This window comes from Nocardioides coralli, from assembly GCF_019880385.1.
Lineage (GTDB): Bacteria > Actinomycetota > Actinomycetes > Propionibacteriales > Nocardioidaceae > Nocardioides > Nocardioides coralli.
On record NZ_CP082273.1, the window covers coordinates 2,024,086 to 2,046,967 of the forward strand.

At 67.7% G+C, this 22,882-nt stretch carries 25 protein-coding genes; 19 read left to right on the forward strand and 6 right to left on the reverse strand.

Going from position 1 to position 22,882, the window contains the following annotated elements; all coding sequences use genetic code 11:
• Positions 1 to 144 precede the first annotated feature (144 nt).
• Genes K6T13_RS09870 through K6T13_RS09880 form a run of 3 tightly spaced genes read left to right on the forward strand, consistent with a single transcriptional unit; the run spans position 145 to position 2,039 of the window.
• Positions 145 to 1,002, forward strand: coding sequence for a M23 family metallopeptidase (locus K6T13_RS09870; RefSeq protein ID WP_249423715.1), 858 nt, complete (start codon positions 145 to 147; stop codon positions 1,000 to 1,002).
• A gap of 6 nt (positions 1,003 to 1,008) precedes the next feature.
• The gene (locus K6T13_RS09875; RefSeq protein ID WP_249423716.1) at positions 1,009 to 1,302 is read left to right on the forward strand and encodes a DUF6112 family protein; all 294 of its coding nucleotides are present in this window, start codon (positions 1,009 to 1,011) and stop codon (positions 1,300 to 1,302) included.
• Positions 1,299 to 2,039, forward strand: a complete 741-nt coding sequence (locus K6T13_RS09880) for a DUF6349 family protein (RefSeq protein ID WP_222894418.1) — start codon at positions 1,299 to 1,301, stop codon at positions 2,037 to 2,039. Before K6T13_RS09875 ends, K6T13_RS09880 begins: the two co-directional genes overlap by 4 nt.
• Positions 2,040 to 2,046: 7 nt before the next feature.
• On the opposite strand, the gene K6T13_RS09885 is transcribed toward K6T13_RS09880, so the two are convergent.
• Positions 2,047 to 3,195: a hypothetical protein gene (locus tag K6T13_RS09885; protein WP_222894419.1), complete on the reverse strand. Its 1,149-nt coding sequence runs from the start codon at positions 3,193 to 3,195 to the stop codon at positions 2,047 to 2,049.
• Between the two features lie 81 nt (positions 3,196 to 3,276).
• Between K6T13_RS09885 and K6T13_RS09890 the strand changes: the two genes are divergently transcribed.
• From K6T13_RS09890 to K6T13_RS09900, 3 genes are read left to right on the forward strand one after another with little or no spacing between them, the layout of a single operon-like run.
• Positions 3,277 to 3,594 (forward strand): DUF6112 family protein, encoded by a 318-nt coding sequence (locus K6T13_RS09890; RefSeq protein ID WP_249423717.1) that lies wholly within the window; start codon positions 3,277 to 3,279, stop codon positions 3,592 to 3,594.
• A 27-nt stretch (positions 3,595 to 3,621) separates the two neighbouring features.
• Positions 3,622 to 4,917, forward strand: coding sequence for a TrbL/VirB6 family protein (locus K6T13_RS09895; protein WP_222894420.1), 1,296 nt, complete (start codon positions 3,622 to 3,624; stop codon positions 4,915 to 4,917).
• Between the two features lie 45 nt (positions 4,918 to 4,962).
• Entirely contained in the window at positions 4,963 to 6,384 is a 1,422-nt protein-coding gene (locus tag K6T13_RS09900; protein ID WP_430227088.1) for an SCO6880 family protein, read from the forward strand.
• Positions 6,385 to 6,420: 36 nt separating this feature from the next.
• Here the strand turns inward: K6T13_RS09900 and K6T13_RS17660 are convergent, their stop codons facing one another.
• Positions 6,421 to 7,257 carry a hypothetical protein gene (locus K6T13_RS17660; protein ID WP_430228223.1) on the reverse strand — a complete coding sequence of 279 codons (837 nt, stop codon included), beginning with the start codon at positions 7,255 to 7,257 and terminating at the stop codon, positions 6,421 to 6,423.
• Entirely contained in the window at positions 7,247 to 7,681 is a 435-nt protein-coding gene (locus tag K6T13_RS09910; RefSeq protein ID WP_222894423.1) for an SMI1/KNR4 family protein, read from the reverse strand. The genes K6T13_RS17660 and K6T13_RS09910 overlap by 11 nt, the downstream gene beginning before the upstream one ends.
• Before the next feature lie 239 nt (positions 7,682 to 7,920).
• Between K6T13_RS09910 and K6T13_RS09915 the strand changes: the two genes are divergently transcribed.
• Genes K6T13_RS09915 through K6T13_RS09935 form a run of 5 tightly spaced genes read left to right on the forward strand, consistent with a single transcriptional unit; the run spans position 7,921 to position 13,187 of the window.
• Positions 7,921 to 8,322 (forward strand): hypothetical protein, encoded by a 402-nt coding sequence (locus K6T13_RS09915; RefSeq protein WP_222894424.1) that lies wholly within the window; start codon positions 7,921 to 7,923, stop codon positions 8,320 to 8,322.
• Positions 8,319 to 9,848 carry a VirB4 family type IV secretion system protein gene (locus K6T13_RS09920; protein ID WP_222894425.1) on the forward strand — a complete coding sequence of 510 codons (1,530 nt, stop codon included), beginning with the start codon at positions 8,319 to 8,321 and terminating at the stop codon, positions 9,846 to 9,848. The genes K6T13_RS09915 and K6T13_RS09920 overlap by 4 nt, the downstream gene beginning before the upstream one ends.
• On the forward strand, positions 9,845 to 10,900 hold the full coding sequence (locus tag K6T13_RS09925; RefSeq protein WP_222894426.1) for an ArdC-like ssDNA-binding domain-containing protein: 1,056 nt from the start codon (positions 9,845 to 9,847) through the stop codon (positions 10,898 to 10,900). Before K6T13_RS09920 ends, K6T13_RS09925 begins: the two co-directional genes overlap by 4 nt.
• Positions 10,897 to 11,427, forward strand: coding sequence for a hypothetical protein (locus K6T13_RS09930; protein ID WP_222894427.1), 531 nt, complete (start codon positions 10,897 to 10,899; stop codon positions 11,425 to 11,427). The genes K6T13_RS09925 and K6T13_RS09930 overlap by 4 nt, the downstream gene beginning before the upstream one ends.
• Positions 11,424 to 13,187, forward strand: a complete 1,764-nt coding sequence (locus tag K6T13_RS09935) for a type IV secretory system conjugative DNA transfer family protein (RefSeq protein WP_222894428.1) — start codon at positions 11,424 to 11,426, stop codon at positions 13,185 to 13,187. The genes K6T13_RS09930 and K6T13_RS09935 overlap by 4 nt, the downstream gene beginning before the upstream one ends.
• Here the strand turns inward: K6T13_RS09935 and K6T13_RS09940 are convergent.
• The gene (locus K6T13_RS09940) at positions 13,184 to 13,618 is read right to left on the reverse strand and encodes a hypothetical protein (RefSeq protein ID WP_222894429.1); all 435 of its coding nucleotides are present in this window, start codon (positions 13,616 to 13,618) and stop codon (positions 13,184 to 13,186) included. The two genes, K6T13_RS09935 and K6T13_RS09940, sit on opposite strands and share 4 nt — an antisense overlap.
• A 100-nt stretch (positions 13,619 to 13,718) precedes the next feature.
• Here K6T13_RS09940 and K6T13_RS09945 point away from each other — a divergent pair, with 100 nt between their 5' ends.
• The 6 genes from K6T13_RS09945 to K6T13_RS09970 all read left to right on the forward strand — a co-directional run bounded on the left by K6T13_RS09945 (position 13,719) and on the right by K6T13_RS09970 (position 18,125).
• On the forward strand, positions 13,719 to 14,150 hold the full coding sequence (locus K6T13_RS09945; RefSeq protein ID WP_030485748.1) for a single-stranded DNA-binding protein: 432 nt from the start codon (positions 13,719 to 13,721) through the stop codon (positions 14,148 to 14,150).
• Between the two features lie 11 nt (positions 14,151 to 14,161).
• Positions 14,162 to 14,740 (forward strand): hypothetical protein, encoded by a 579-nt coding sequence (locus K6T13_RS09950; protein WP_222894430.1) that lies wholly within the window; start codon positions 14,162 to 14,164, stop codon positions 14,738 to 14,740.
• A 134-nt stretch (positions 14,741 to 14,874) separates the two neighbouring features.
• Complete coding sequence (locus K6T13_RS09955; RefSeq protein ID WP_222894431.1) at positions 14,875 to 15,171, forward strand: hypothetical protein; 297 nt, start codon at positions 14,875 to 14,877, stop codon at positions 15,169 to 15,171.
• On the forward strand, positions 15,171 to 16,490 hold the full coding sequence (locus K6T13_RS09960) for a hypothetical protein (RefSeq protein ID WP_222894432.1): 1,320 nt from the start codon (positions 15,171 to 15,173) through the stop codon (positions 16,488 to 16,490). Before K6T13_RS09955 ends, K6T13_RS09960 begins: the two co-directional genes overlap by 1 nt.
• A 40-nt stretch (positions 16,491 to 16,530) precedes the next feature.
• The gene (locus K6T13_RS09965; RefSeq protein WP_249423719.1) at positions 16,531 to 16,851 is read left to right on the forward strand and encodes a helix-turn-helix transcriptional regulator; all 321 of its coding nucleotides are present in this window, start codon (positions 16,531 to 16,533) and stop codon (positions 16,849 to 16,851) included.
• Positions 16,852 to 16,880: 29 nt separating this feature from the next.
• Positions 16,881 to 18,125 carry a tyrosine-type recombinase/integrase gene (locus K6T13_RS09970; protein WP_222894433.1) on the forward strand — a complete coding sequence of 415 codons (1,245 nt, stop codon included), beginning with the start codon at positions 16,881 to 16,883 and terminating at the stop codon, positions 18,123 to 18,125.
• 184 nt (positions 18,126 to 18,309) lie between these two features.
• On the opposite strand, the gene K6T13_RS09975 is transcribed toward K6T13_RS09970, so the two are convergent.
• Both K6T13_RS09975 and K6T13_RS09980 read right to left on the reverse strand, forming a co-directional pair.
• Positions 18,310 to 19,431 (reverse strand): class I SAM-dependent RNA methyltransferase, encoded by a 1,122-nt coding sequence (locus tag K6T13_RS09975; protein WP_222894434.1) that lies wholly within the window; start codon positions 19,429 to 19,431, stop codon positions 18,310 to 18,312.
• Positions 19,428 to 21,476, reverse strand: coding sequence for an APC family permease (locus K6T13_RS09980; RefSeq protein WP_222894435.1), 2,049 nt, complete (start codon positions 21,474 to 21,476; stop codon positions 19,428 to 19,430). Before K6T13_RS09980 ends, K6T13_RS09975 begins: the two co-directional genes overlap by 4 nt.
• A gap of 75 nt (positions 21,477 to 21,551) precedes the next feature.
• Here K6T13_RS09980 and K6T13_RS09985 point away from each other — a divergent pair, with 75 nt between their 5' ends.
• Together K6T13_RS09985 and K6T13_RS09990 are read left to right on the forward strand one after the other, a co-directional pair.
• A complete protein-coding gene (locus K6T13_RS09985) occupies positions 21,552 to 22,205 on the forward strand; it encodes a potassium channel family protein (RefSeq protein WP_430228225.1) in 654 nt (217 codons plus the stop codon).
• Positions 22,202 to 22,873 carry a potassium channel family protein gene (locus tag K6T13_RS09990; protein ID WP_222894437.1) on the forward strand — a complete coding sequence of 224 codons (672 nt, stop codon included), beginning with the start codon at positions 22,202 to 22,204 and terminating at the stop codon, positions 22,871 to 22,873. Before K6T13_RS09985 ends, K6T13_RS09990 begins: the two co-directional genes overlap by 4 nt.
• The last annotated feature ends 9 nt before the right edge of the window (positions 22,874 to 22,882 follow it).

Sequence of the window (22,882 nt, forward strand, 5' to 3'; positions counted from 1 at the left end):
AGTCCAGCAGCGCAGGCCGAGAACCAGTGCCTCATTTCGCCGGCATCTACTCCGGTCGGTGGGGCTGCGCCCACGCTCCCCGAGACCGCCCGAGTGGTCGTCCCGCTCCCTGGCGGGACTTGGGTGCGAACAAGTGGCTTCGGGATGCGGGTCCACCCGGTCACTGGCGAGTACAAGCTGCACACCGGCGTCGACCTCTCCGCGCCAGCCGGGACGCACATCCTCGCCGCCGCCGACGGCCGCGTGGCGTTCGCCGGACCAGCCACGGGCTACGGCCACCTCATTCTGATCGAGCACACCGTCGGAGGAAAGCGGGTTGCCACCGGCTACGCCCACATGTACGCGAATGGCATCCATGTCGAAGCCGGCGATACCGTCACCGCCGGGCAGTACATTGCCGACGTCGGCTCCGACGGCTACTCCACCGGCACACACCTGCACTTCGAGGTCCGACCCGGCGGCACCGACGCTGCACCAGTCGACCCGGAGCCCTGGATGGCCTCGAACGGCGCGGCAAACGTCGAGGGTGGCTCAGCCACGAGTGACGCGGGGTGCAGCAGCGGTGGTCCGGCGTCGCCGTACAACGGCGTCAACCCCGATGGTCTTGTCGACGACCCGACCTCGGACGGCCAGATCACCGAGCGGACCGCGCACATCCTCTCTCAGGTCCAGAAGAACTTCCCCAACTCCCAGTGGGCGTGCTGGTCGCCGCGCTCGGGGAAGTCGGAGCACCCCCTTGGCCGAGCCTGCGACGGCACCTTCGGCAACTCGATCGGCACCGCAGCAAGCGGCCATGCGCTCGACTACGGCTGGAAGGTCACCAACTGGCTGAAGGAGAACGCCGAGACCCTCGGCGTTGAGTACCTCATCTGGCAGGGACGCATCTGGTCGGTAGCGCGAGCGTACGAGGGCTGGCGACCTTACGACGGCGGCGGGATGCGCGATCCCAACAGCGTGACCGGCGGACACTACGACCATTGTCACTGGACGGCTCGGGCATAGCACCTGATGACCATGAAGATCCCCGCGATTCTGCCTCTCGTCGGCCCCGACTTCGGTGCCGTCGGCGGCTCTAGCCAGCTCCGCGCGATCGTCGGTGCGCTGCTGACCTACGGGTTGATCGTCGCCGTCCTGATGGTTGTCATCTGCGCGGCGACCTGGGCCATCGGCTCGGCTCAAGGCAGTTGGCAGACCGCGAGCAAGGCGAAGGTCGGGCTTTTCGTCGCACTTGGCGGTGCAGTGCTGACCGGTGGAGCACTCGCGTGGGCCAACTGGCTCCTCGACGTGGGAGCGACGTTGTGAGCGAGGAGCAGCTCGCCTTCGACATCGAGGGGATCTTCCACGAGGCGGCCGTCGAGTCGACTCCCGAGTGGCGTGGTGCTCCCCTGCACTTCACGACGGCGTACTACCCGCCGGCCGAGCTCGACGCGGCGCTGGACCATTGGATGTTCCTGCACGCGCACGACAAGACCCACGTCAACAGCAGAATGTGGCGCCACTCGATCTCCGTCCCCGACAACGCGCAGGTCGCCGGACACGGGTTCGCGCTCTACTCGACCGACCTGCGCTGCGAGCCGTGGAAGCACTCCGACCGCCACGAGTCGTGCTTATGCGTGGGCGACCTGATGTGCCAGACGATCTGTGAACCGTGCGAGTGGAACGCCATCACCGACCACGAGAACGGCGCAGTCGAGTTGTGGCACGACCACGCACTCCCCGGCTGGCGCGAGCTCCCGATCGTCCCGTCAAGGTTGCGCGCGATGGACAAGGACCGGATGTCCAAGGCCACGAGGAGATGGATCGCCGAGCACGACCCCAATGCGATGCAAGTCCCGGGCGCGCCAATGGTCACCGAGCGTCGGCCCTTCGGCACGCGGCACGTCCCTGGCCGCTCACCCTGGGGCGGCTACGACATCTCCCACACGGCCATCGACCCAGACCGCATCGTCGAGGGAGCCAAGCCGTTGCGCCTTACCAGCGACTTCCCAATGGAGCCGAATCGCTCGGCCGCGTCGTCAGATATGGGCCTCAGCCGCTGAGCGACTGCTACCGAGGCCAGTAGTAGAGCGAGTTCTGTGCACCCTTGGCCCGGCCGACCACTCGGTGGCCGTGGCGACCGACAACCTCGTCGAAGAGAGCGCCTTCGCTGATTGGGGTGACCTTGAATGCCGTCTTGCTGATTGTGCGACCGCGCTTGTCGAGGCGATCCGTCACAACGGATTCCCAAGAGTCGTGTTGGATCTCGAACAGCGCACGGGTGACACCACGGTGGACGGCAACGACGTGCTTGATGCCCCGTCGTTCGACGCTTGAAGGGCTGAGATTCCACCAGGCCGAAAGTGACTCGCCGATCGCCTCGAATGCCCGCACCCGGCTGGAACTTACGAGCCACTCGGGCTTGTAACCGGCGCCGTACCGCGTGGTTCCGCCTGCGATAACCTCGCCCTCAGGCATGTCGTTCCACCCGTTGAGGGTGATCAGGAGCAGCGGCGTCTCGGTTGCCAGCGGTGGAGCGGCGTACTCGCCGATGATTGAGTCCAGCAGGCGCATCCCATGGCTGCGCGCGTCCTCGCGTCGTGCGTTCGTCAGTTGATCCTGGGCGGCGAGCGGGAGCCGCTGCCCATTTTCCCCCGGGGTGACGGGGAAGGTCATGAGCAAGTCGATCGCGGCGGCCTCGACAGCGGTGTACTCGCCAGCGGTCAACCCGTACCGCAGGATCCAGATCTCGTGCTCCATCCCCTGCTGCCGCAACTCGCTGATGTGTGTGTGTTTGCGAGACTGCTCGACGTCTCCGACCGCGGCAACATCGTTGGCCTCCAGGCCGTGCGCGGCGTAGCGCAGCCCACGGCCCTTGCCGACGTAAAACGGCACCCCATCGCGCGGGTCGACGAGGAGGTAGACGTACAGGCCGAGCTCGGCAGCGACCTGGTCAAGCACTGCGGGATCGACCGCAGGTTCATCGATCCACGGTGACAGCCTGGCGAGCGCCTTCGCGACCGCGACCGGCACCCCGCCTCCCAGGTTGTCGGCACCGAGGATGCGGACCAGCTCTTCGTGCGATTCGGCCTGAGCCCCGACGAACGACGCATAGACGTCCTCAGCAGACCGGCCAAGCCCGTTGGGGCCGCCATTCCACCGCTTCCAGGCCGGTGTCGCCTCCAGGGCATCAAGTGCCTGGCTCGTGATCGTGAACATCAGCAGAAGGCTACGTTCCGCTCCGGCCAAACGCGGCAGAACACCTGAGCGAGTGAACCGTCCACTCACTCAGGAGGAATCGTGATCAACCCCGGTCTACCCACCGCTGTCTTGTCGCTGTTGCCGCAGGACATCAACATCGGCCCGAACTCCAACGGGCTGCCGGGAATCAGCCAGCTCAAGAACATCGTCGGCGCGACGATGACCGTCGGCCTCATCCTCGCCGTACTCGCCCTGATCGTCTCGGCGGTCGTCTGGGCACTCGGCGCGAACTCGTCGAACCCGCACTTGGCTGGTCGCGGCAAGTTCGGCGTCCTGGTCGGGCTCGGTGCCGCGATCATCACCGGCGCGTCCGTCGCCCTCGTCAACTTCTTCTGGAACGTCGGCCAGTCCGTCTGACCGGGACAGCACGAGAGGAACACGACGATGGTCGACGTCTGCGATGTACCTGTCATCTCATCCGTGTGCGATGTCGCGGGCGACGCGGCCGGAGCGCTGGTGTCCGCGCCCTTCGACTGGCTGGCTCAGGGCATGGGGCACGCTGCGGGCTGGATGTTCGAGGCCGTGTGGAAGGTCTTCGACTCGACCACGATGGTCGACGTCACCAGCAGTCAGTACACCAAGGTCTACAACATCCTCTTCGGCATCGCCGTCTTCGTGATGCTTGGCTTCTTCATGCTCCAAGTCATCGGGGGCATGATCCGACGCGAACCAGCCGCACTGTCGCGAGCAGCCCTCGGACTGGCGAAGTCGATCCTCGGCTCCTTCGTCGCGCTCGCTCTGCTGGCGACGGCCATGGAAGTCACCGACCAGCTCTGCATCGGCATCGTCAACGCGGCTGGGACCAACATGGAGCAGATGGGCGACCGCGTCGCCCTGCTCACCACCGGACTCGTCGGGCTCAACCTCGCGGCGCCCGGCGCGGGTGCGATCCTGACGATCTTCATCGCTGGCCTTGCCATCGGCGCGGCAGGCATCGTGTGGATCAGCCTGCTCGTCCGCAAGGCACTACTCCTCATCGCGATCGTGTTCGCTCCGATTGCCCTCGCCGGGTCGAGCTGGGACCACACGCGCTCCTGGGTCAGCAAGTGGGCATCGTTCGTGATCGCCCTCATCCTCTCGAAGGTCGTCCTGGTGGTGATCTTCCTGCTCGCCACCGCACAGGTCTCCGCCCCCATCGACCGCGACATCCAGTCGGTGTCAGAGCCGATCGCCGGCGTCGTGCTGATGCTGATGGCCGGGTTCGCGCCGTACATGACCTACAAGGCGATCAACTTCATGGGCTTCGACATGTACCACGCGATGTCGGCCGAGCAGGAAGGCAAGTCGGCACTCAACCGCCCGATGCCGATCCCGATGAACCGCGCCCCGAGCTCACAGCCGAGCAAGGTGCTCGACGGCGGCGGCAATGGTGGCGGATCACCCGCGCCGGCCGCAGCACCGACGGGTACGGGACCGTCAACCGGAGGTGCGGGTGCGGCTTCCTCGGGAGGAGGCGGCGGAGCAGCCGCGGGCGGGGCTGCCGCTGGCGGAGTCGCTGCTGGTGTGGTCGTGGCGAAGGAAGCCGCCACGGCCGGAGTCTGGACCGGCCAGGCGGTCGGCGGTGCCGCCTCGCAACAAGCAGACGCCGCCCAGAAGACCCCGGTCTCGTCCTCGGGCGCACCCCTGCCGCCGCATGTCGCGGACTCGATTCCTTCAAAGTCCAACGGGAAGAAGGGCTGACCGGTGAGCAACCCAACGACTGCACACGACTACGAACTCGCTCCGGTGAAGTTCTCCCGCCTGACACGACGAGGTGTGCTCCTGGGATTGTCCGGGTCTCAGCTCGTCGTGGTCGGGTTCGGCGCGATCATGCTGGTGTTCGCGCTCTACTTCGGCGGTGGACCGTCCTTGATGTATGTCGTCCCCGTGCTGCTGCTCTGCGCTGCCCTCGCGTTCATCGGAGTCGGCGGTCGCAAGCTGATCGAGTGGCTGCCCGTGGTCAGCCGCTGGCTCTGGCGGTCCACCGGTGGTCAGTTGTTGTTCCGCCGCCACATCGTCAAGCCTCGACCGGCTGGCACGCTGTCGCTGCCTGGGGATGCCGCGCGTCTTCGTCAGTGGTTCGACCCCGAGAGCGGTGCGGTCATGGTTCATGACCCGCACGCCGCGACGCTGACTGCCATCGTCGGCGTCACCCACCCAGCCTTCATCCTGCTCGACCCGATCGAGCAACAACGCCGTGTCACGAGCTGGGGGCGAGTGCTTGCCACGGCGTGCCGCTCGGGACGCATTTCCTCGTTGCAGGTGATGGAGCGGACGCTGCCCGACTCCGGGAAGGGCCTCGCCGAGTGGTGGTCCCAGCACGGAACCCACAACGACTCGTGGACCTCGACGACGTACGGCGAACTGATCGACCGCGCTGGCCCTGCTGGCGAGCGTCACGCGAGCACGGTGTCGATCTCACTCGACATGAAGGCGGCCGGTCGCGCCATCCGCGCCGCCGGTGGCGGCAACCGAGGAGCAGCCGCAGTTCTCCGTCAGGAGATGTCCACGATGACCGCGGCCCTCCGCGCGGCCGACCTCGCTCCATCGGGCTGGCTGGAGCCCGGCGACCTCGCGGTCATCCTCCGCTCCGCGTACGACCCCGTGGTGGCCGGGGCCTTGGAGCGTCACGGCGAACTCGGCCGCGACCTCGCCACAGCCGGCCCGGTCGCCGTCACCGAGAACTGGTCGAGCGTACGTAGCGACTCCGCACACCACTGCGTTCTCTGGATCAGCGAATGGCCGCGATCACTCGTCTACCCGGGCTTCCTCGCACCCGTCCTGCTCTCCTCCGGCGTACGACGGACCTTCACGCTGCTCTACACGCCGATGCGCACCGACCAAGCTGCCCGCGACATCCGCAAGAAGAAGACCGAGTACATCTCCGACGCCGCCCAGAGGCAGAGGATCGGCCAGATCGAGGACGCCCAGCAGTCCGCCGAATACAACGACGTCCTCCAGCAGGAGGCCGACCTCACCGCCGGCCACGGCATCCTCCGCACCACCGGCCTGATCGCCGTCAGCACCCAAGACCCCGACGAACTCGAACGGGCCGTAGCCGACATCGAGCAGGCCGCCATCCAAGCGTCGTGCGAGACACGTCGGCTCTGGGGACAGCAAGCCCAGGCGTTCTCGGCCGCCGCACTGCCACTATGCCGCTCGGTCTGAGCACCAGATCTGAGGGCCGATTCAGCCTGGCGGCTGTCAGTCCTTCTTCCCACCGCGCTGGTATGGCCGAACGCTTGTCCCGTCCTTCCTGGTGTACCCACTCACGCCGTGCTCGTCGGGCGACCGACGGGCCTCGCGCAAAGCATCGGCGCTGGCTGCCGGGGCCCGCCTCGTGGATGACTGCGTCGAAGGAGTAGTGGCGCGGACTCCTCTCGGCGAGCGGTCACCAAGAGCGTCTATAGCCACCTTCGCCACGACTGGAGCAGTGGTTAGCACCGCCGCCCGCACATGTGGATTGCTCCACGTCTGCTGGGCGACACGCTTCAGTGACTGAGTCCACTGCCGCAAGTTGCCCTTCGGAGTCCCCGCCGCAGGTGCGGGTGCAGAGCTTCTGGAGGAAGGAGCCGCCAGGGAGGGGGTACTTGTGCTGGCATTGGTCGTTTCAGTGCTGGCATTGGTCGTTGCAGCGCTGGCCGGATTGAGAAGCCCGGGATACAGCGGATTCGTAAGCGGCACCTCGGCACACGGTTGGGGAGGCCCGTCACCGAAGTCCGACATTGTTCTCAGGGCCGGGTCGTAGTAGCCGTTGGTTTGATTCATCCAGCTGCCGCCATGCGCGGCGAGGTGCTCATCGTGCGAAAGGAACTGGATGTTTCGAGGGTCGTCCAGATACTCCGGGTACGCCGAGACACTCTTCATGTGCTGGCCTTCGAATGCCCGCCCCTTAACGTCGTAGGCCTTGCCCTTCTCCGCAATCTGCTCCTGCTGCTCGGGCGTCCAATCACGGGTGCCCTTGCCTTCAAGTACGAGCCTCTTCTCGTTCTCCCATGCCTTCCTGATCGCTCGGTTACGACCCGCAGTCCTACTCGACATCGTCGTCACCAATGCCGAGCACGGCAGCCAGACTGGTCAGGAAGGTGAAGAAGTCGGCGAAGGTCTCGTCGTCCTCGATCCTTCCGACCTCGTGGTTGTAGATCGAGATTCGCTCACTTGATTCCTCGCACAGAACTGGGTCGCCCGAGGACAAAGTGCCGATGACGATGTAATTGTCATCTGGTCGATCGGGGTCGTCTACATCGATCAACGGAAGATGTTCAACGCCGCGCAGTTGAAAGCCCGCAGGCAGGAAGAAGTCTCCGCCGTCCGAAACGAGGAGCCACCGCTTGAGCTGGGACGGTAGTTGACGGTCATGCTCCGACTCGAACGCCTCGATAAGCGCATCCGTCGTCGGCTCCACGAAACTCATCTGCCCTTGAGACCTCAGCAGGTCTGCAACGGCCTCGGGCTCACTTGACATTTCGTCACTCCTGGAACTGACTCGAATTGATTGACGCTCGGCGTGGATGGTCCTCGGGTCGTGCCAGAGGCGTGTAGATCATCCCAAATTCCAACCTGGGTGAAGACGTGCCGGGCCGCGTTCGCTATCCCGGTGGTCGGAGGGTCGGATGTGCGGCTGTTGCTGTTCAGCGCGGCGTAGGCGCGATCACAGACGTGGTGGCACACCTCCTTCTCGACCAGATCGAGAAGGAGGCCCCGATGCCCACGTTCGAGAACCCGGCGGCTGACGCCGACGAAGTCCAGACAGTCCTGCGTGGTCTGGCGCATGCGACCCGGTCCATCGACGACCCCCGCGACATCTACTCGGTGCTCGGGTCCCTCACCTCAGCGGTCGCGTCCCTGAGCCAGTCGCTGCACCAGATCGCAGCGTTCCACGACGCACGTCAGCGGCAAACGGAGTGGGTGCCGGCGGACTCTCCGAAGGCTCGCTCGGCTGCGTACTGGGTGTCTTGGGATCTCCACCGGGCCGGCGAAATGGTGCGACAGGTTGGCGAGGTCATCGCGAACGCTCACGAGGCGGAGGCCATGCTTGCCTACCACCGCGAGTTCCCCGATCCACCCTCGTCGCGCTCGTCCGTCGACCACGGGCTGTCGCTGTGAAGGGTTCGGACGAAGGCCGCCTGCACAGCGCGGTCCTCGTCGTCCCTCGACGCGAGTGTCGTCGTGACCGGCGGGCACGCAAGGCGGCGGCGAAGTCGTTGCTGGACGAGGAACGTGACTCCCGCAAGGCCGTCGCCAAAGCGAAGGCAGACGAGCTGGCGGCCGAGCGGCGCGCAACCATAGTGCTACCAAAGGCGGGCGAACCCGGCCCTGCTGCGCTCCGCACTCCGGGTCGCCTGCGATTGCCGCGTCATCAGGACACCTCGGCCACCCTGGCGGGTGCGTACCCGTTCCTCGCGGAAGGCGGGCTCGGGAGCGACGGGGTGTTCGTCGGTCAGGATCTCTACTCCGGGTCCTCGTTCGTCTACGACCCTTGGGTGCTCTACGCCCGTGGTCTGATCACTGCTCCGAACCTCGTGCTCGCTGGCATCGTCGGCTCGGGCAAGTCGGCACTGGCGAAGAGCCTCTACACCCGCTCGATCCCGTTCGGTCGCCGCGTCTACGTCCCCGGTGACCCGAAGGGCGAGCACACCGCCGTCGCCGAAGCGGTCGGCGGCAAGGCCATCGCACTCGGACACGGGATGCCGAACCGGCTCAACCCACTCGATGAGGGGCACCGCCCGGCTGGCCCCGATGATCAGCAGTGGGCAGCGCAGGTGACCGCGCGACGGCGCGAACTGGTCGGCGCACTGGCGGAGACCGTCCTCGACCGTCGGCTCACGCCTCTGGAGCACACCGCGATCGACGTCGCCCTCGCTGAGGCCGTGCGCTCGGCAGACGTCCCGGTGTTGCCAATGGTCGTCGACCAGCTGCTGGCTCCCGATCCGGCCACCGACTCCGATGGTCGGCTTGCCGAGGACGGCCGGCTCGCCGGCCACGCGCTGCGCCGACTCGTCGCGGGTGACCTGGCCGGTCTGTTCGACGGCCCCTCGACTGTGCGGTTCGATCCGACGCTGCCGATGGTCTCCCTCGACCTGTCTCGGGTCACGGAGAACGCCACTTTGACCTCGGTGCTGATGACGTGCGCGTCCGCGTGGATGGAGTCCGCCCTGCTCGACCCGAACGGCGGTCAACGCTGGGTCGTGTACGACGAGGCGTGGCGCCTCATGTCCCACCCGGCCCTGCTGCGCCGGATGGACGCCCACTGGCGACTGGCACGGCACTACGGCATCGCAAACATGTTGATCTTCCACAAACTCTCCGACCTCGACAACGTCGGCGATCAGGGCTCCGCGATGCGAGCCCTCGCCTCGTCCCTGTTGGCCAACGCCGAGACGCGAGTGGTCTATCGGCAGGAATCCGACCAGCTTGGCTCCACCGCCGCGACCCTCGGGCTGACCGGCACCGAGCAGTCGCTCCTGCCAACGCTGGGCACCGGACAAGGACTATGGCGGATCAAGCACAGGTCGTTCGTGGTCCAGCACCAGCTCCATCCCGCCGAGCTGAAATTGTTCGACACCGCCGGCCGCATGAACGGGGTTGCACCAGAGGGACACCTGTCATCTGAGACAGGAGGCATCCGATGAGAGTCCAGACCCGAGACCTCGCCGCACGTGAGGAGAAGCTCGAAGCCCTGCAACAGAAGCTCACCGAGTCGGTCAGCGCGCTGGTCACCGGCGACGACTGGAAGCGCGCCCTGGAGTTCGCCGCGAAGTTCCGCTCGCGGTCCTTCAACAACACGATGCTGATCTACGTCCAGCACTACGCGGCGTTCCAGCAGGGGCGGGTGCCCGAGCCGGTGCCGACGTACGTCGCCGGCTTCCGCCAGTGGCTCAGCCTCAACCGAGCAGTGATGAAGGGCCAGTCGGGCTACGCGATCCTCGCGCCCGTTACCGCTCGGTTCGCTTCCTCGAATCCTGCCGACGCGAACTCGTGGCGACGTCTCGCCCGCGGCGAGAAGCCGGGCTTCGGCGAGGCTGTCCGCTCCAAGCTGGTTGGCCTCAAGCCTGCACACGTCTGGGACATCTCCCAGACCGACGGTGAGCCGATAGCCGAGACGCCGCGCCCCGCCTTGCTCCAAGGCCAGGCACCGGATGGCCTGTGGGACGGCCTTGCCGACCAGATCACCGCGCACGGGTTCGAGCTGCGTCTCGTCTCGGATGCGAGGTCGATTGGTGGCGCCAACGGATTGACCGACTACATGACCCGCGAGGTGTCGGTGCGGATGGACATGGACGACGCCGCCCAGGTCAAGACGCTGGCCCACGAGCTCGGGCACGTCATGCTCCACGGACCTGACAACGCCGACGCCGCCATGCACCGTGGCATCGCCGAGGTCGAAGCCGAGTCCGTCGCCCTCATGGTCGGCGCGGCGCACGGGCTGGCGACCGACGACTACACGATCCCGTACGTCGCCTCCTGGGCGTCGAGCGTGCCGGGCAAGACGCCCGTCGAGGTCGTGCAGTCCACCGCCGAGCGTGTGCGGGGTTCGGCGGTCACGATCCTCGACAAGCTCGACACCCCGCAGGTCGGCGACGGCAACCCGCCCGGACTCGACCGCGAAGCGCTCGCTGCTGGGCGTGGGGCAGCACCAGTGCAAACGGTCGCTCAGCGGCAGGTGGAGACGATCGGGCTATGAGCATGATCAACGCTGCCGCCCCGTACCGGCGCGACGACCGCCAAGCGGTCCGCGTCCCCGTGGTCATGCCGCTGGTCGAGGTCGACGTCGACGAGAAGGGCTTCCTGACCGTCAAGCTCGACCACGAGCCCTACTCCGTCGACGGATCGCTCACCCGCGACGACCTCCATCGAATACTCGACGAGATCGCCGCCGACCTGGGGACCGCCGTACGGGTCGAGGTCCACGAAGGCGACGGGAACACCTTCACCGACATCGCCACTCCTGCCCGTCCACGCCTGCGGATGGTCAGGCCCGTGCGCGAGTCGGCGGCCACGGTCGGCGAGGTGACCGGCGGCGGGTTCCAGGCAGGCGAGGAAGTCGCTGTCGCCGTGGTGGTCGCCCACCAGGTCGCCAGCACCGACGGCACCGCGCGCCTGCGCCTACCGCCCGCGCTGCTCGAAGCTCACCCGGGCCTGGTGGTGTTCATGGGTAAGCGGTCCGGCACCGTCATGGTCAGCGCAAGTGCCGATGGTGGTGCGGCGTGAACCCTCGCGGGCAGGGAGTCGACGACGACCTGGTCAACTTCGGCCTCATCCTCATCGCCGCCGTCGGCCTGATCGCGGCGATCCTGCGACTTGCTGGATCTGCCGCCGCGTGGGTGTCAGGCGCCTCGCAGCCAAAACGGGGCTGGGAGGCCGGCTTTCGAGTTCTCACCCACCCCAGCGACCCATCCACCGCGCTCGGTGCCGACGGACTCGCTGCGTGGGTCTACTGGCTCGTGCTGCTGCTCATGGTCTCGGCGGTCATCGCCAGCACCCTCGTGCTATGGCGACGGATCGGCTCGATGAAGCACACGACGTCGCATGATCCCCGCCGACTTGCAGGGGTCGCCACTGGACGCGACGTACGAGCGGTTGCATCGGATAGGGCGCTGCTTGCGCGTGGCCAGACGCTGCGACCGTCCCTCGACAAGCCGGAGCTCTCTGACGTCGGCTACCTCCTCGGGCGCTCGCGGGGTCAGGGCGTCTGGGCGTCGGTCGAGGACTCGATCCTGGTGCTGGGACCGCCCCGCTCGGGCAAAGGCCTCCACGTCGTCATCAACGCGATCCTCGACGCCCCCGGCGCGGTCATCACCACCGCCACTCGACCCGACAACATCGCAGCCACCATCACGGCTCGCCAGGTGCGCGGACCGGTCGCGGTCTTCGACCCCCAACGGCTGGCCGAGGGTCTACCGGCTGGCCTTCGCTGGTCACCCGTGCGCGGTTGCCAAGACCCACTCACCGCGATGATCCGAGCCACTGGCCTCGCGTCCGCAACCGGCTTGTCGACCGGCGGGGTCGAGTCCGGCGGCTTCTGGGAAGGCAAGACCCGCACAGCCCTCCAGGCGCTGCTCCATGCGGCTGCCCTCGACAATCGCAGTCCCCGCGAGCTATTCGGGTGGACGCTGTCGCCGTCTGCGGCGGCCGACGCGGTGGCGATCTTGTCGAGCAACCACAAGGCTGCACCCGGCTGGGCCGACTCGTTGGAGTCGATGATCCACTCCGACCCCCGCACCCGAGACTCGATCTGGATGGGCGTTTCCCTCGCCCTCACCTGCCTCGCCGACCCACGAGTCCTCGACGCCGTGTCCCCGAACCCCGGCGAGCACTTCGACCCCGTCGACTTCCTCACCAGCAACGGCACCCTCTTCCTCCTCGCCACCGGCGCAGGAGCTGGCGCCTCCGGGTCACTCGTCGCAGCCTTCATCGAGGATCTCGTCGAGACCGCCCGCCACCTCGCCGCCGCATCACCTGGCGCACGCATGGACCCACCGCTACTCCTGGCACTCGACGAGATCGGCAACCTTTCGCCGCTGCCGTCCCTGCCGGTCCTCATGGCCGAGGGCGGCGGCACCGGGATCACCACGATGCCCGTGCTCCAGTCCCTCTCCCAGGCCCGAGACAAGTGGGGCGAGCACGCGGCCGGCGCCATCTGGGACGCCTCCATCGTCAAAGTCGTCCTCGGCGGCACTTCGTCGGCGAAGGACCTCCAAGACCTCTCCGCCCTGATCGGCGAGCGCGACGAGAAGACCGACACCGTCTCCGTCGGCGACTACGGCTCCCGGTCGCTCCAACGCTCCGTGCGACGAGTGCCGGTGATGCCGCCAGAGGTGATTCGCACCCTGCCATTCGGCACCGCTCTCGTACTGCTCCGCAGCGCCCCGCCGCTGGTCACCGACCTACGTCCTTGGACGGCTCGCAAGGAAGCCGAGCGACTCCGCGAGCAACGAACCCAGGTCGAAGCGGCACTCCGCCGCCGCTAGGAAAGCAGTCTGGCGACCGCATCCAGGTCGCGGTCGTGATTGCGAACGATCTTGCCACGCTTGTTCTCAAAGGCTTCCAGGGGTATCACCACCAGCCGGAGGCCGTGCTGAGGAATGAGCTGACGGCGCCGCTCGTCATACAGCGCTCGCTGTTCACCGCGAGGCACGCCCGAGACCGTGATCCTGTCGGGCTTGTCGAAGAACGCGACCGCCTCGGTGTGCTGCCGCTCGTAGAACTCGACAACGAAGCTGCGACTGGGCCAGTAGGCATCCACCGGAAGTGCGGTTGCTCTCCCAGTTTTCGGAGACGGGTCACCAAGAAGCCACGGGAACCTGTGTTGGCGTAGGCCCGCCTCTCCCAACGCCTCGTCACAAAGATCGACGACGTAGAACTCGTCGCTCTGTGCGCGGCCACGACCACTGCTCTTCATCGGCAACGAGCGTAACCATCCAGGCAGATCGTCGCCGCTGCACACCTGACTCCTGATAGCGGATGCCATCCGGGCACCGCCCGACGTCAGGAGTCAGACGATGACGATTCCCACCCAGATGAGCCTCCACGGGTTCATCGCGACAGCGCCGGAGCTCACGTTCACCGGCAAGGGTCACGCCCGGTTCTTCTGCCGGGTCGGCATCGAGCAGCACCGCAAGGAGGTCGACGGGTCGTTCACCAAGCTCGACCCCGTCTTCTGCGACATGGTCCTGTTCGACCGTGCGGCCGAGCGGGCCTACCCGCGGTTCAAGCCGGGCGACCAGATCGTCGCTTCCGGCTACATCCACGAGTACGAGCAGGAGCGACCCGGCGGTCCCAGCGAGATCCGCGAGCAGTTCGTCGCACGCCGGATCGGACACGACTGCGCCCGCACCCGCTACGTCGTGGACCGCAATCCTGCCAAGCAGCCCGACCCTCCGACCAACGAGATGAACGTGGTCAACGAGCCGGCCCAGGCCGTCAGCTTCTGAAGGCCACCGTGATGAGCACCGACGTCGAATCCGACCAGCAGACGCTGGAGTTCGAGGACGGCGACTCGTTCGAGGAGTTCGGCGGTCCCGACACTGTCTTCGGGACCGCCGACTTCGACGATGAGCGCCCGCTGCGCCCGATCAACTGGAACCTCCTCACCGCGGACGAGGCATTCGACGAGTGGCACGACCTCGACGCGTGGGTGGACTGGCTGCGGCACACCTACGGCCTGCCGCCGACGGTGATCCCACCGCTGTGGCATCGCCACGACGAGCTGATCTGGGAACTCTCTGCACTCCACACCCACTGGCTCAACGCCTACGACCCCGATGGCTCGCCGTCAGCACCTCTCGCCTGGCATCGAGACTTCGCCGAGGCCCGAAACCGGCTACGCGAGTGGGTGTCCCTGTGCGGTACGCGGCTGGACCGTGACAGGCCGACCCGGCAGACCGCGTGGCCCGGAGAAGCCCCGTACGAGCCCGCGCCGGAGGTCGAGATCGTCGACCGACGAGCCGACTTCACCGCGTTCGTCGCCGAGGACCTCGCCGCCCGCAGAGCGATCGAAGACGCGGTTCGCTTCGCTGCGTAGCCGCGCACCCGATACACAGCGGGACTTTCTACCGGCTTGTCCACAGACAGGACTACGCGTTCTCGGCGTCCTCGATCGACCACTCCACGGTCGAAGACATGCCGACCATCTCCAGCCCCCGAAAGGACTCACCCATGCTGCTCGCCCACGCGGTGACCCTCGCCGAGGCCCGCTCCTACGTCGCCGCCCTGGCCGACGCCGCGCTCACGACCGATGCGTCGATCGAGTACGACCGCGTGCTGCTCCAGATCGACTTCATCCACGGCGACTACATCCCCGGCATCAGCCCGGTCCCGGTCACCGACCGCGACGTGCTCTTCGAGGTCGCCGAGTCGGCCATCGAGGACCTCGTCAGGCACGGCATCGACTCCCTGACCGTCGAGCTCGTCCTCGACATGCTGTGGGCCGCCCGAGAACTGGATGCGCCCTGATGTACGGCGAGACCAGCGGGATGCTCCGCGACGCGCTGAGTGAACTGCTGCGGCAGCACCGCATCCAGCAACGCATCGGCGGCGCCGGCCTGCACACGGTCCCCGAGACCACGACTCCCGATGAGCGGAAGGTGATCGGTGAGCAGATCGCGCGCTACCGCTACGCCGTACTCGTCTGGAGCCACCAGGCGATGCGTGCCGCCAACCCGCACATCAACCTCGAAGGAAGCACCGGCCGCACGCGTGGCCCTGCCGAGGAGCTGCGCTATCGCCTGGAAGCCACTCTCGTCGCGACCGAGGTCAACCTGCCAACGCTGGACGAGCTGGTCACCGAGCAGCCGTTCGCGCTCGTCGACACCTGGCGTCAGGCGGCTCGTGCTTGCGTGCTCGGCGAGCACGACTTCGCCAACGGCGTCGGGTACGGCCGTCTGTCCGAAGCCCAGTGCCTGACCGTCATCAAGGACGCCGCCGACGTGGTGCGTGCGGTCGTCAGCCTCGACCGTCGCTACGCCAACATCCCCGGCTGGCAGGCACTCAAGGAGCCGGGCCGCCTTGGACGTGCGGCCGAGACGTGCGCGACACGGGCGGGATACGGCGAGCCGGACTACACCGTCGACCTTCGCGGATGGCGGCCCGAACCAACGCTGATTGAAGGACCCGAGCTGCCCGGCATCACCGGCGTACTCCAGGCCCAGCACAACCTGCTCATCCACCTCGGGACGTTCCCCACCGCCCACAACCTGCGTGTCGTGCTCGACTCCCAACGCATCGTCTCGCGTGAAGCAGCCCGCCGACTCCAAACCGTCGACCCGACCGTCGCGGTCCGGTGGGAGCGACGTGCTGAGAGCTACGGGCGACTCGTCCACGAGACCCGTGACCTCGGCGGGATGGTCGGGAACGGTGGACCCGCCGCCGGCCAAGGCTCCGTCGCCGCCGTCCGCATGGAGAAACTCGGCCGAGACGGACTTGCCGATCCCCCGCAGAACCGTCGGCTCCAGCGGGTCAGCGCGGGCATCGACGACCGGATCTGCAACGTCATCGAGCACGGCGTCGCCCAGCGCCTCTACTTCCAGCGCATCAACGTCCCCGGACTCGGGGACCACAACGGCGAACTCGTCCGCGTCACCCGGCAGACGTTCGTGCCCATCACAACGCCCGTGCAGACCGAGCTGCTCGCAATCGTGCGCAGCGACCTGCGGCCCACACCTATCCAACGAAAGGCGCCGAAAGGTGCAGCGCAAAGCCGCCTCGACTTCGAGGCCGCGTTGCACCACCGGCCACCACCGAGAGGAGCGAGCCCTGATGTCCCGTCGATCTGACACCCCGTCCACCGCGAGCAGCGGCGACAAGGAGATGCCCTTGGCCCTCGTCGTCCCGCTTCCCCAAGACCCCTTCCTCAACACCGAGGACGCCTGTGGCTATCTCGGCGTCCCGAAGGCCACGCTGCTGACCTGGCGGGTACGACGACCCGGCTATGGCCCACGTGCAGTGAAGGCGGGCGGCAGGCTCAAGTACCGCCTGTCCGAGCTCGACCGGTGGCTCCGGGATCACGAGGAGTCGTTCGCACTCGGCGACGACAACGAAGGCGCTGACCCTGCCTCGGATGGCGGCCGGCAGGTTCGGAGCCGCACCCGCGCAAGCCGGGTGCGGGGTGGAGCCCTCCGGACAGCGCAGCCCTGACGGGACCAGACACACGAAAGGAATCAGAAATGGCCCGGCAGAAACTGGTGGTCGGCACCTACGGCGACATCAACTGCACACAACGTGCCAACGGGACGTGGCTAGCACGGGCCCGCTACTGCGATGTCGACGGCGTCGTCCGCGAGTACCGCAAGAGCGGCGAAACCAAGAACAAGGCAAGGGCCAACCTCAAGGCATTCTTCGTCGAGCACACCGGCACGTTCGGCGATGGTGCCATCGCTCCCGACGACACGGTTCAGGAACTGCTTGACCTCTGGTTCGCCAAGATGGAAAAGGCCGACGGCAGTCCCAACTCGGAGACCCTGGAGCGTTACCGCTATCACTTGCGTTGGGTGCTCGACAGCGACAAGACCGAGCACCCTCTGGGTGCCTACCAGCTGCGACACGTTCGGCCGGTCATCATCCAGGCGGCTCTGGACAGCGCCGGAGTCTCAGCGGACATGCGCAAGCGGATTCGCAGCGTCCTGGTGCGGGCCTTCAACATGGCGATCTTCCACGAGGCGCTCAACGGCAACCCGGCGGCAGCCGTCCCGTCAGTCCCTGTGCCGAAGGTCAAGAAGAAGCCGGTGGCGGTCGAGGACCTTGACGCTGTGCGTGCGGCCATCCGTGAGTGGGCGAACGCCGAGCGGCGCAATGGCCCGAAGAGTGTCGACCTCCCGGACATCGTCGACATGCTCATCGCCACCGGTATGCGGATCGGCGAACTGCTCGCCCTGCGCTGGTCCGACATCGAGTTGACCGCCCCTCCCGAGCGCCGCGACGACGAGACCTGGTTCCCGTGGCTCATGGTCAACGGCCAGATCACCTCCAAGGGCAAGCGGGTCGACTACGGCAAGACCGACGCCGCGATCCGCCCCATCGCGCTCCCCGACTGGGCCGTTGCCATCCTGCGCCGACGCAAGCTGGAGCAGCCACCGAACGACATCGACGCGGTCTTCGCCAGCCGCAACGGAACCTGGCACTTCCCCGGCAATGTCCAGAGCCGGCTGTGGCACATCCGCCACCTCGACGAGTACGCCGACATCGCCGCGCTCCGCGACGTTTCGCCCCACTCCTTCCGCCGGACAGTGGCAACCGAGATCGACGAGGTCTACGACGCCGACGCCGCCAAGGATCAGCTCGGCCACACGTCCAAGACGGTCACCGAGCGGCACTACATCAACCGCCGGCTCGTGGTGCCCGACTACCGCGCCGCGACGGAGCGGCTTGCTCCTCGGACCGAGCCCACCGACGATCCCGCAATCGAGCTCTGAGAGCCCTCAGACCCTCCGAGCGGCCCGTGGAGCCCCCTTCGCACTACGCGGCGGCCTACGGGCCGTTTCTCGCGTTCTCAGGGGTCTCCAGGTCCGGCATCGGGAGCGGCCTCAAAGTCAAAGTGCGCCCAAAGTGCGCCCTAAGCCCGGATTTTCGAAGTCAGCACCAACACCCGGATTTGCATCACCGCAGGTCAGAGGCGGTTTTCGTCAGCAAAGCGACGCATTCGACGTGATGCGTCATCGGGAACAGGTCGAAGGCCCGCAGCGCCCGCAGCGCGTAGCCGTGCTCGGCGAAGACGGCGACGTCGCGCGCCAGCGCGGCCGGGTCGCAGGCGACGTAGACCACCGCGCGGGGTGACCGGGCGACCACCTGCTCCACGACCCGCCGCCTGGCCCCCTCCCGCGGCGGGTCGAGCACGACGAGGTCGACCCGCTCGATGTAGGCCGAGTCGAGGACCGCGTCGACGGCACCGGTGGTGACCTCGGCACGGTCGGCCAGGTTGACGCGCGCGGCCTGCGCCGCCGCGCGGTTGCCCTCGACGGCGACCACCCGGCCGTCCGGGCCGACCGCGTCGGCGAGGAAGGACGCGAAGAGGCCCACCCCGGCATAGAGGTCGAGGACCGACTCCCGCGGCTGCGGCCGGGCCAGGTCGAGGACGGCCGAGACCAGGACGTCCGGGGCCCCCGGGTGGACCTGCCAGAAACCGTCGTCGGCGACCGCGAACCTTCGGCCACGAACCTCGTGGGACGGCCCGGAGCGGGCCTCGAGCAGGCACTCGTCGATCGGGACGACGTCGTGGGAGCGGTGCTTACGCATGCCGCGCCCACCGTCCGGGAGCCGTACGTAGCGCTGCCGCGTGCGCCAGCGCAGGCCGTGGTCGTCGCCCGGCACGGGCTCCACCTCGACCGCGACGTCGAGACCCGCGAGGCGGTGGAGCTGCTCGCGCACCACGTCGGCCTTGAGACGGCGCTGAGCAGCGAGCGCGACGTGCTGGAAGTCGCAGCCGCCGCAGAGCCCGGGTCCCGCGTAGGGGCAGGGCGCAGCGACCCGGTCCTCGGACGCCCGGTGCACGGCGACGGCGTCCCCGCGCCAGAACCGGTCGCCGTCGGTGCCCTCCGTCACGACGAGGTCGACCTCCTCCCCGGGCAGGGCGTGTCGGACGAACACGACGCGCGATCCGTCGCCGTCCCCGACCCGCGCCACGCAGTGGCCGCCGTGGGCCACCGGGCCCACCGTCACGGTGAACCGTTCCCCCACCCGCGAGCGCCCGCGGGGTCGACGCCGGCGAGGCTGCCGGCTCACCGCGGCACTTGCCGGTTGCGCGAGGTGTCGCTCACCTGGCCGCGTCGCAGGTCACCGGACCGGATCCTCGCGTCCTCGCGCAGCTCACGCTCCCGGGCGATCTCGGAGGAACGCAGCTGGTAGGGCACGGAGATCACCATCACGCCCGGCGAGAAGAGCAGCCGCCCCTTGAGCCGCAGGGCGGTCTGATTGTGGAGCAGCTGCTCCCACCACCGGCCCACGACGTACTCGGGGATGTAGACCGCCACCACACCCCGGGGGTTGGCCTTCCGGATCTCCTGGGCGTAGTCGGAGATCGGTCGCACGATCTCCCGGTAGGGCGAGTGGAGCACCTTCAGCGGGATGCCCAGGTTGCGCTCGTCCCAGTCGCTGAGGAGCTGGTTGGTGTCGCGCGCGTCGGAGGCGACGTAGACGCCCTCGAGGACGTTGGGCCGCGACGCCTTGGCGAAGGCGAGCGCCCGCAGCGTCGGCTTGTGCAGCTTGGAGACCAGCACGATCGCGTGCACCCGCGTCGGTAGGGTCCGGTCCTCCTCGTCGGCGGCCAGCTCGCGCGCGACGTCGACGTAGTGGGTCTTGATGCCGCGCATGATCAGCATGAAGACGCCCATCGCGATCAGCGTGATCCAGGCGCCCTGGACGAACTTCGTCACGAGCACGATGACCAGCACCACCGCGGTCATCACCAGCCCGACGGTGTTGATGAGCCGCGACTGCATCATCCGGCGCCGCTCGGCGGGGTCGGTCTCGGTGCGCAGGTGCCGGGTCCAGTGCCGCAGCATGCCCAGCTGGCTGAGGGTGAAGGACACGAAGACGCCGACGATGTAGAGCTGGATCAGCCGGGTGACCTCGGCGTCGAACGCGACGATCAACGCGATCGCCATCCCCGACAGGATCAGGATGCCGTTGCTGTAGGCGAGCCGGTCGCCCCGGGCCCCGAGCTGCCGGGGCAACCACTCGTCGCGGGCCAGGATCGAGCCGAGCACGGGGAAGCCGTTGAAGGCGGTGTTGGACGCGAGCACCAGGATCACGCCGGTGGCGATGACGACGAAGAAGAACCCCACCGGGAAGTTGTCGAAGACGCCCTGGGCGATCTGGGCGATGAGGGTGTCCTGGTTGAAGTCCTCCGGCACCGGGTTGCCGTCCGGGCCGACCAGTCGTTGCAGCTCGCTGGGGTCGACGTACTTGACGTTCATCGCGTTGGACAGCGACACCACCGACAGCATCAGGATCACACCGATGACCCCGAGCATGAGCAGGGTCGCGGCAGCGTTGCGGCTCTTGGGCTTGCGGAACGCCGGCACGCCGTTCGAGATCGCCTCGACGCCCGTCAGGGCCGCGCAGCCGGAGGAGAAGGCCCGGGCGACCAGGAACACCAGGGCGATGGTGGTGAGGTTCTCGCCGTAGCCTTCGGCCTCGATGATCGAGAACTGGCTGCTCTCGGCAGCGGGGAGGGTCCCGGACAGGCTGCGGACGAGGCCCCACAGGCACATCCCGCCGAGCGCCAGCATGAACGCGTACGCCGGGATCGCGAACGAGACGCCGGACTCGCGGACCCCTCGGAGGTTCATCACCGCCAGGAACAGCACGAGACCGACGGCCACGAGCGTCCGGTGGTCGGCCACGAAGTCGAACGCCGAGCCGGCGTACTGCGCCGCCGATGAGAGCGAGACGGCGACGACGAGCACGTAGTCGACGATCAGTGCCGCGGCCACCGTCATGCCGGCGTTCGGTCCGAGGTTGACCGTCGCGACCTCGTAGTCACCGCCGCCGGAGGGATAGGCGTGCACGTTCTGCCGGTAGGAGGCGACCACGACCAGCATGACCACGGCGACGGCGATCGCCACGGGCCACGAGAACGTGTAGGCCGAGATGCCGGCCAGGGACAGGATGATGAAGATCTCGTCGGGAGCGTAGGCCACGGACGAGAGCGCGTCGCTCGCGAACACCGGGAAGGCGATCCGCTTGGGCAGCAGCGTCTCCCCCAGCTGGGTGCTGCGCAGCTTGCGCCCCAACAGGATCCGCTTCGAGACGTCGCCGACACCCACGTTCGAAGGCTAGACCGTTCACACCCGGTTGGGGGCATCGACTGGGATACGGTTTGCCACGTGCACGTCGTCATCATGGGCTGCGGCCGGGTCGGCTCGACGCTCGCCCGCAGCCTCGAGGATCGCAACCACACCGTCTCGATCATCGACAGCGAGCCCGACGCGTTCCGTCGGCTGGGCCCGTCCTTCAACGGCGACAAGATCACCGGCTTCGGTTTCGACCAGGAGGTCCTCGAACGGGCCGGGATCCGGCGAGCCGATGCCTTCGCAGCCGTCTCCAGCGGTGACAACTCCAACATTATCGCCGCCCGGGTGGCCCGCGAGACCTTCGGCATCGACCAGGTGGTGGCGCGGATCTACGACCCGGGACGGGCCGAGGTCTACCAGCGGCTGGGCATCACGACGGTCGCGACCGTGAAGTGGACCGCCGACCAGGTGCTGCGCCGGCTCCTCCCGGCAGGTGCCGAGCCGGACTTCCGCGACCCGTCGGGGACGATCCGTCTCGACCAGGTGCCGGTGCCACCCGCGTGGATCGGCCACCGCACCGTCGACCTGCAGCTGCAGACCAAGTCGCGCATCGCGTGGATCGACCGCCTCGGCGAGGGGATGCTGCCCACCCGGGAGACCGTGATCCAGGAGGGTGACCTCCTGCACCTGGTGATGCGCGAGGAGAACGCCGCCCACGTCTACGAGGTCTTCGACCGCGGACCCGAGGAGCAGGAGTCATGAGGGTCGCCATCGCCGGAGCGGGGGCCGTCGGCCGCTCCATCGCCCGCGAGCTGATCACCAACGGTCACCAGGTGCTGCTCATCGACAAGAGCCCGGGGGCGATCAAGCCCGAGCGGGTCCCCGACGCGGAGTGGCTGCTCGCCGACTCGTGCGAGCTCTCCTCCCTCGAGGAGGCCCGGCTCGACCGGTGTGACGTCGTCATCGCCGCGACCGGCGACGACAAGGTCAACCTCGTCACCTCGCTGCTGTCGAAGACGGAGTTCGCCGTCCCGCGCACCGTCGCCCGCGTCAACCACCCCAACAACGAGTGGCTCTTCACGGAGGCCTGGGGCGTCGACGTCAACGTCTCGACCCCGCGCATCATGTCGGCGCTCGTGGAGGAGGCCGTCACCGTCGGCGACCTCGTCCGGCTGTTCACGTTCCGGCAGGGCAACGCCAACCTGGTCGAGCTGACCCTGCCCTCGGACTCGCCGTACGTCGGCAAGCCCGCCGGCCTCATCCCGTTCCCCGAGAACTGCGCGCTCGTCACGATCCTGCGCGACGGCCAGGTCTACACCCCCGACGCCGACCAGCCGGTCGAGTCGGGCGACGAGCTGCTCTTCGTCGTCAGTGCCGACGTCGAGGAGGAGCTGGAGAAGCTGCTGGCGCCCTCGCTGCACGGAGGCTGAGGGACAGCA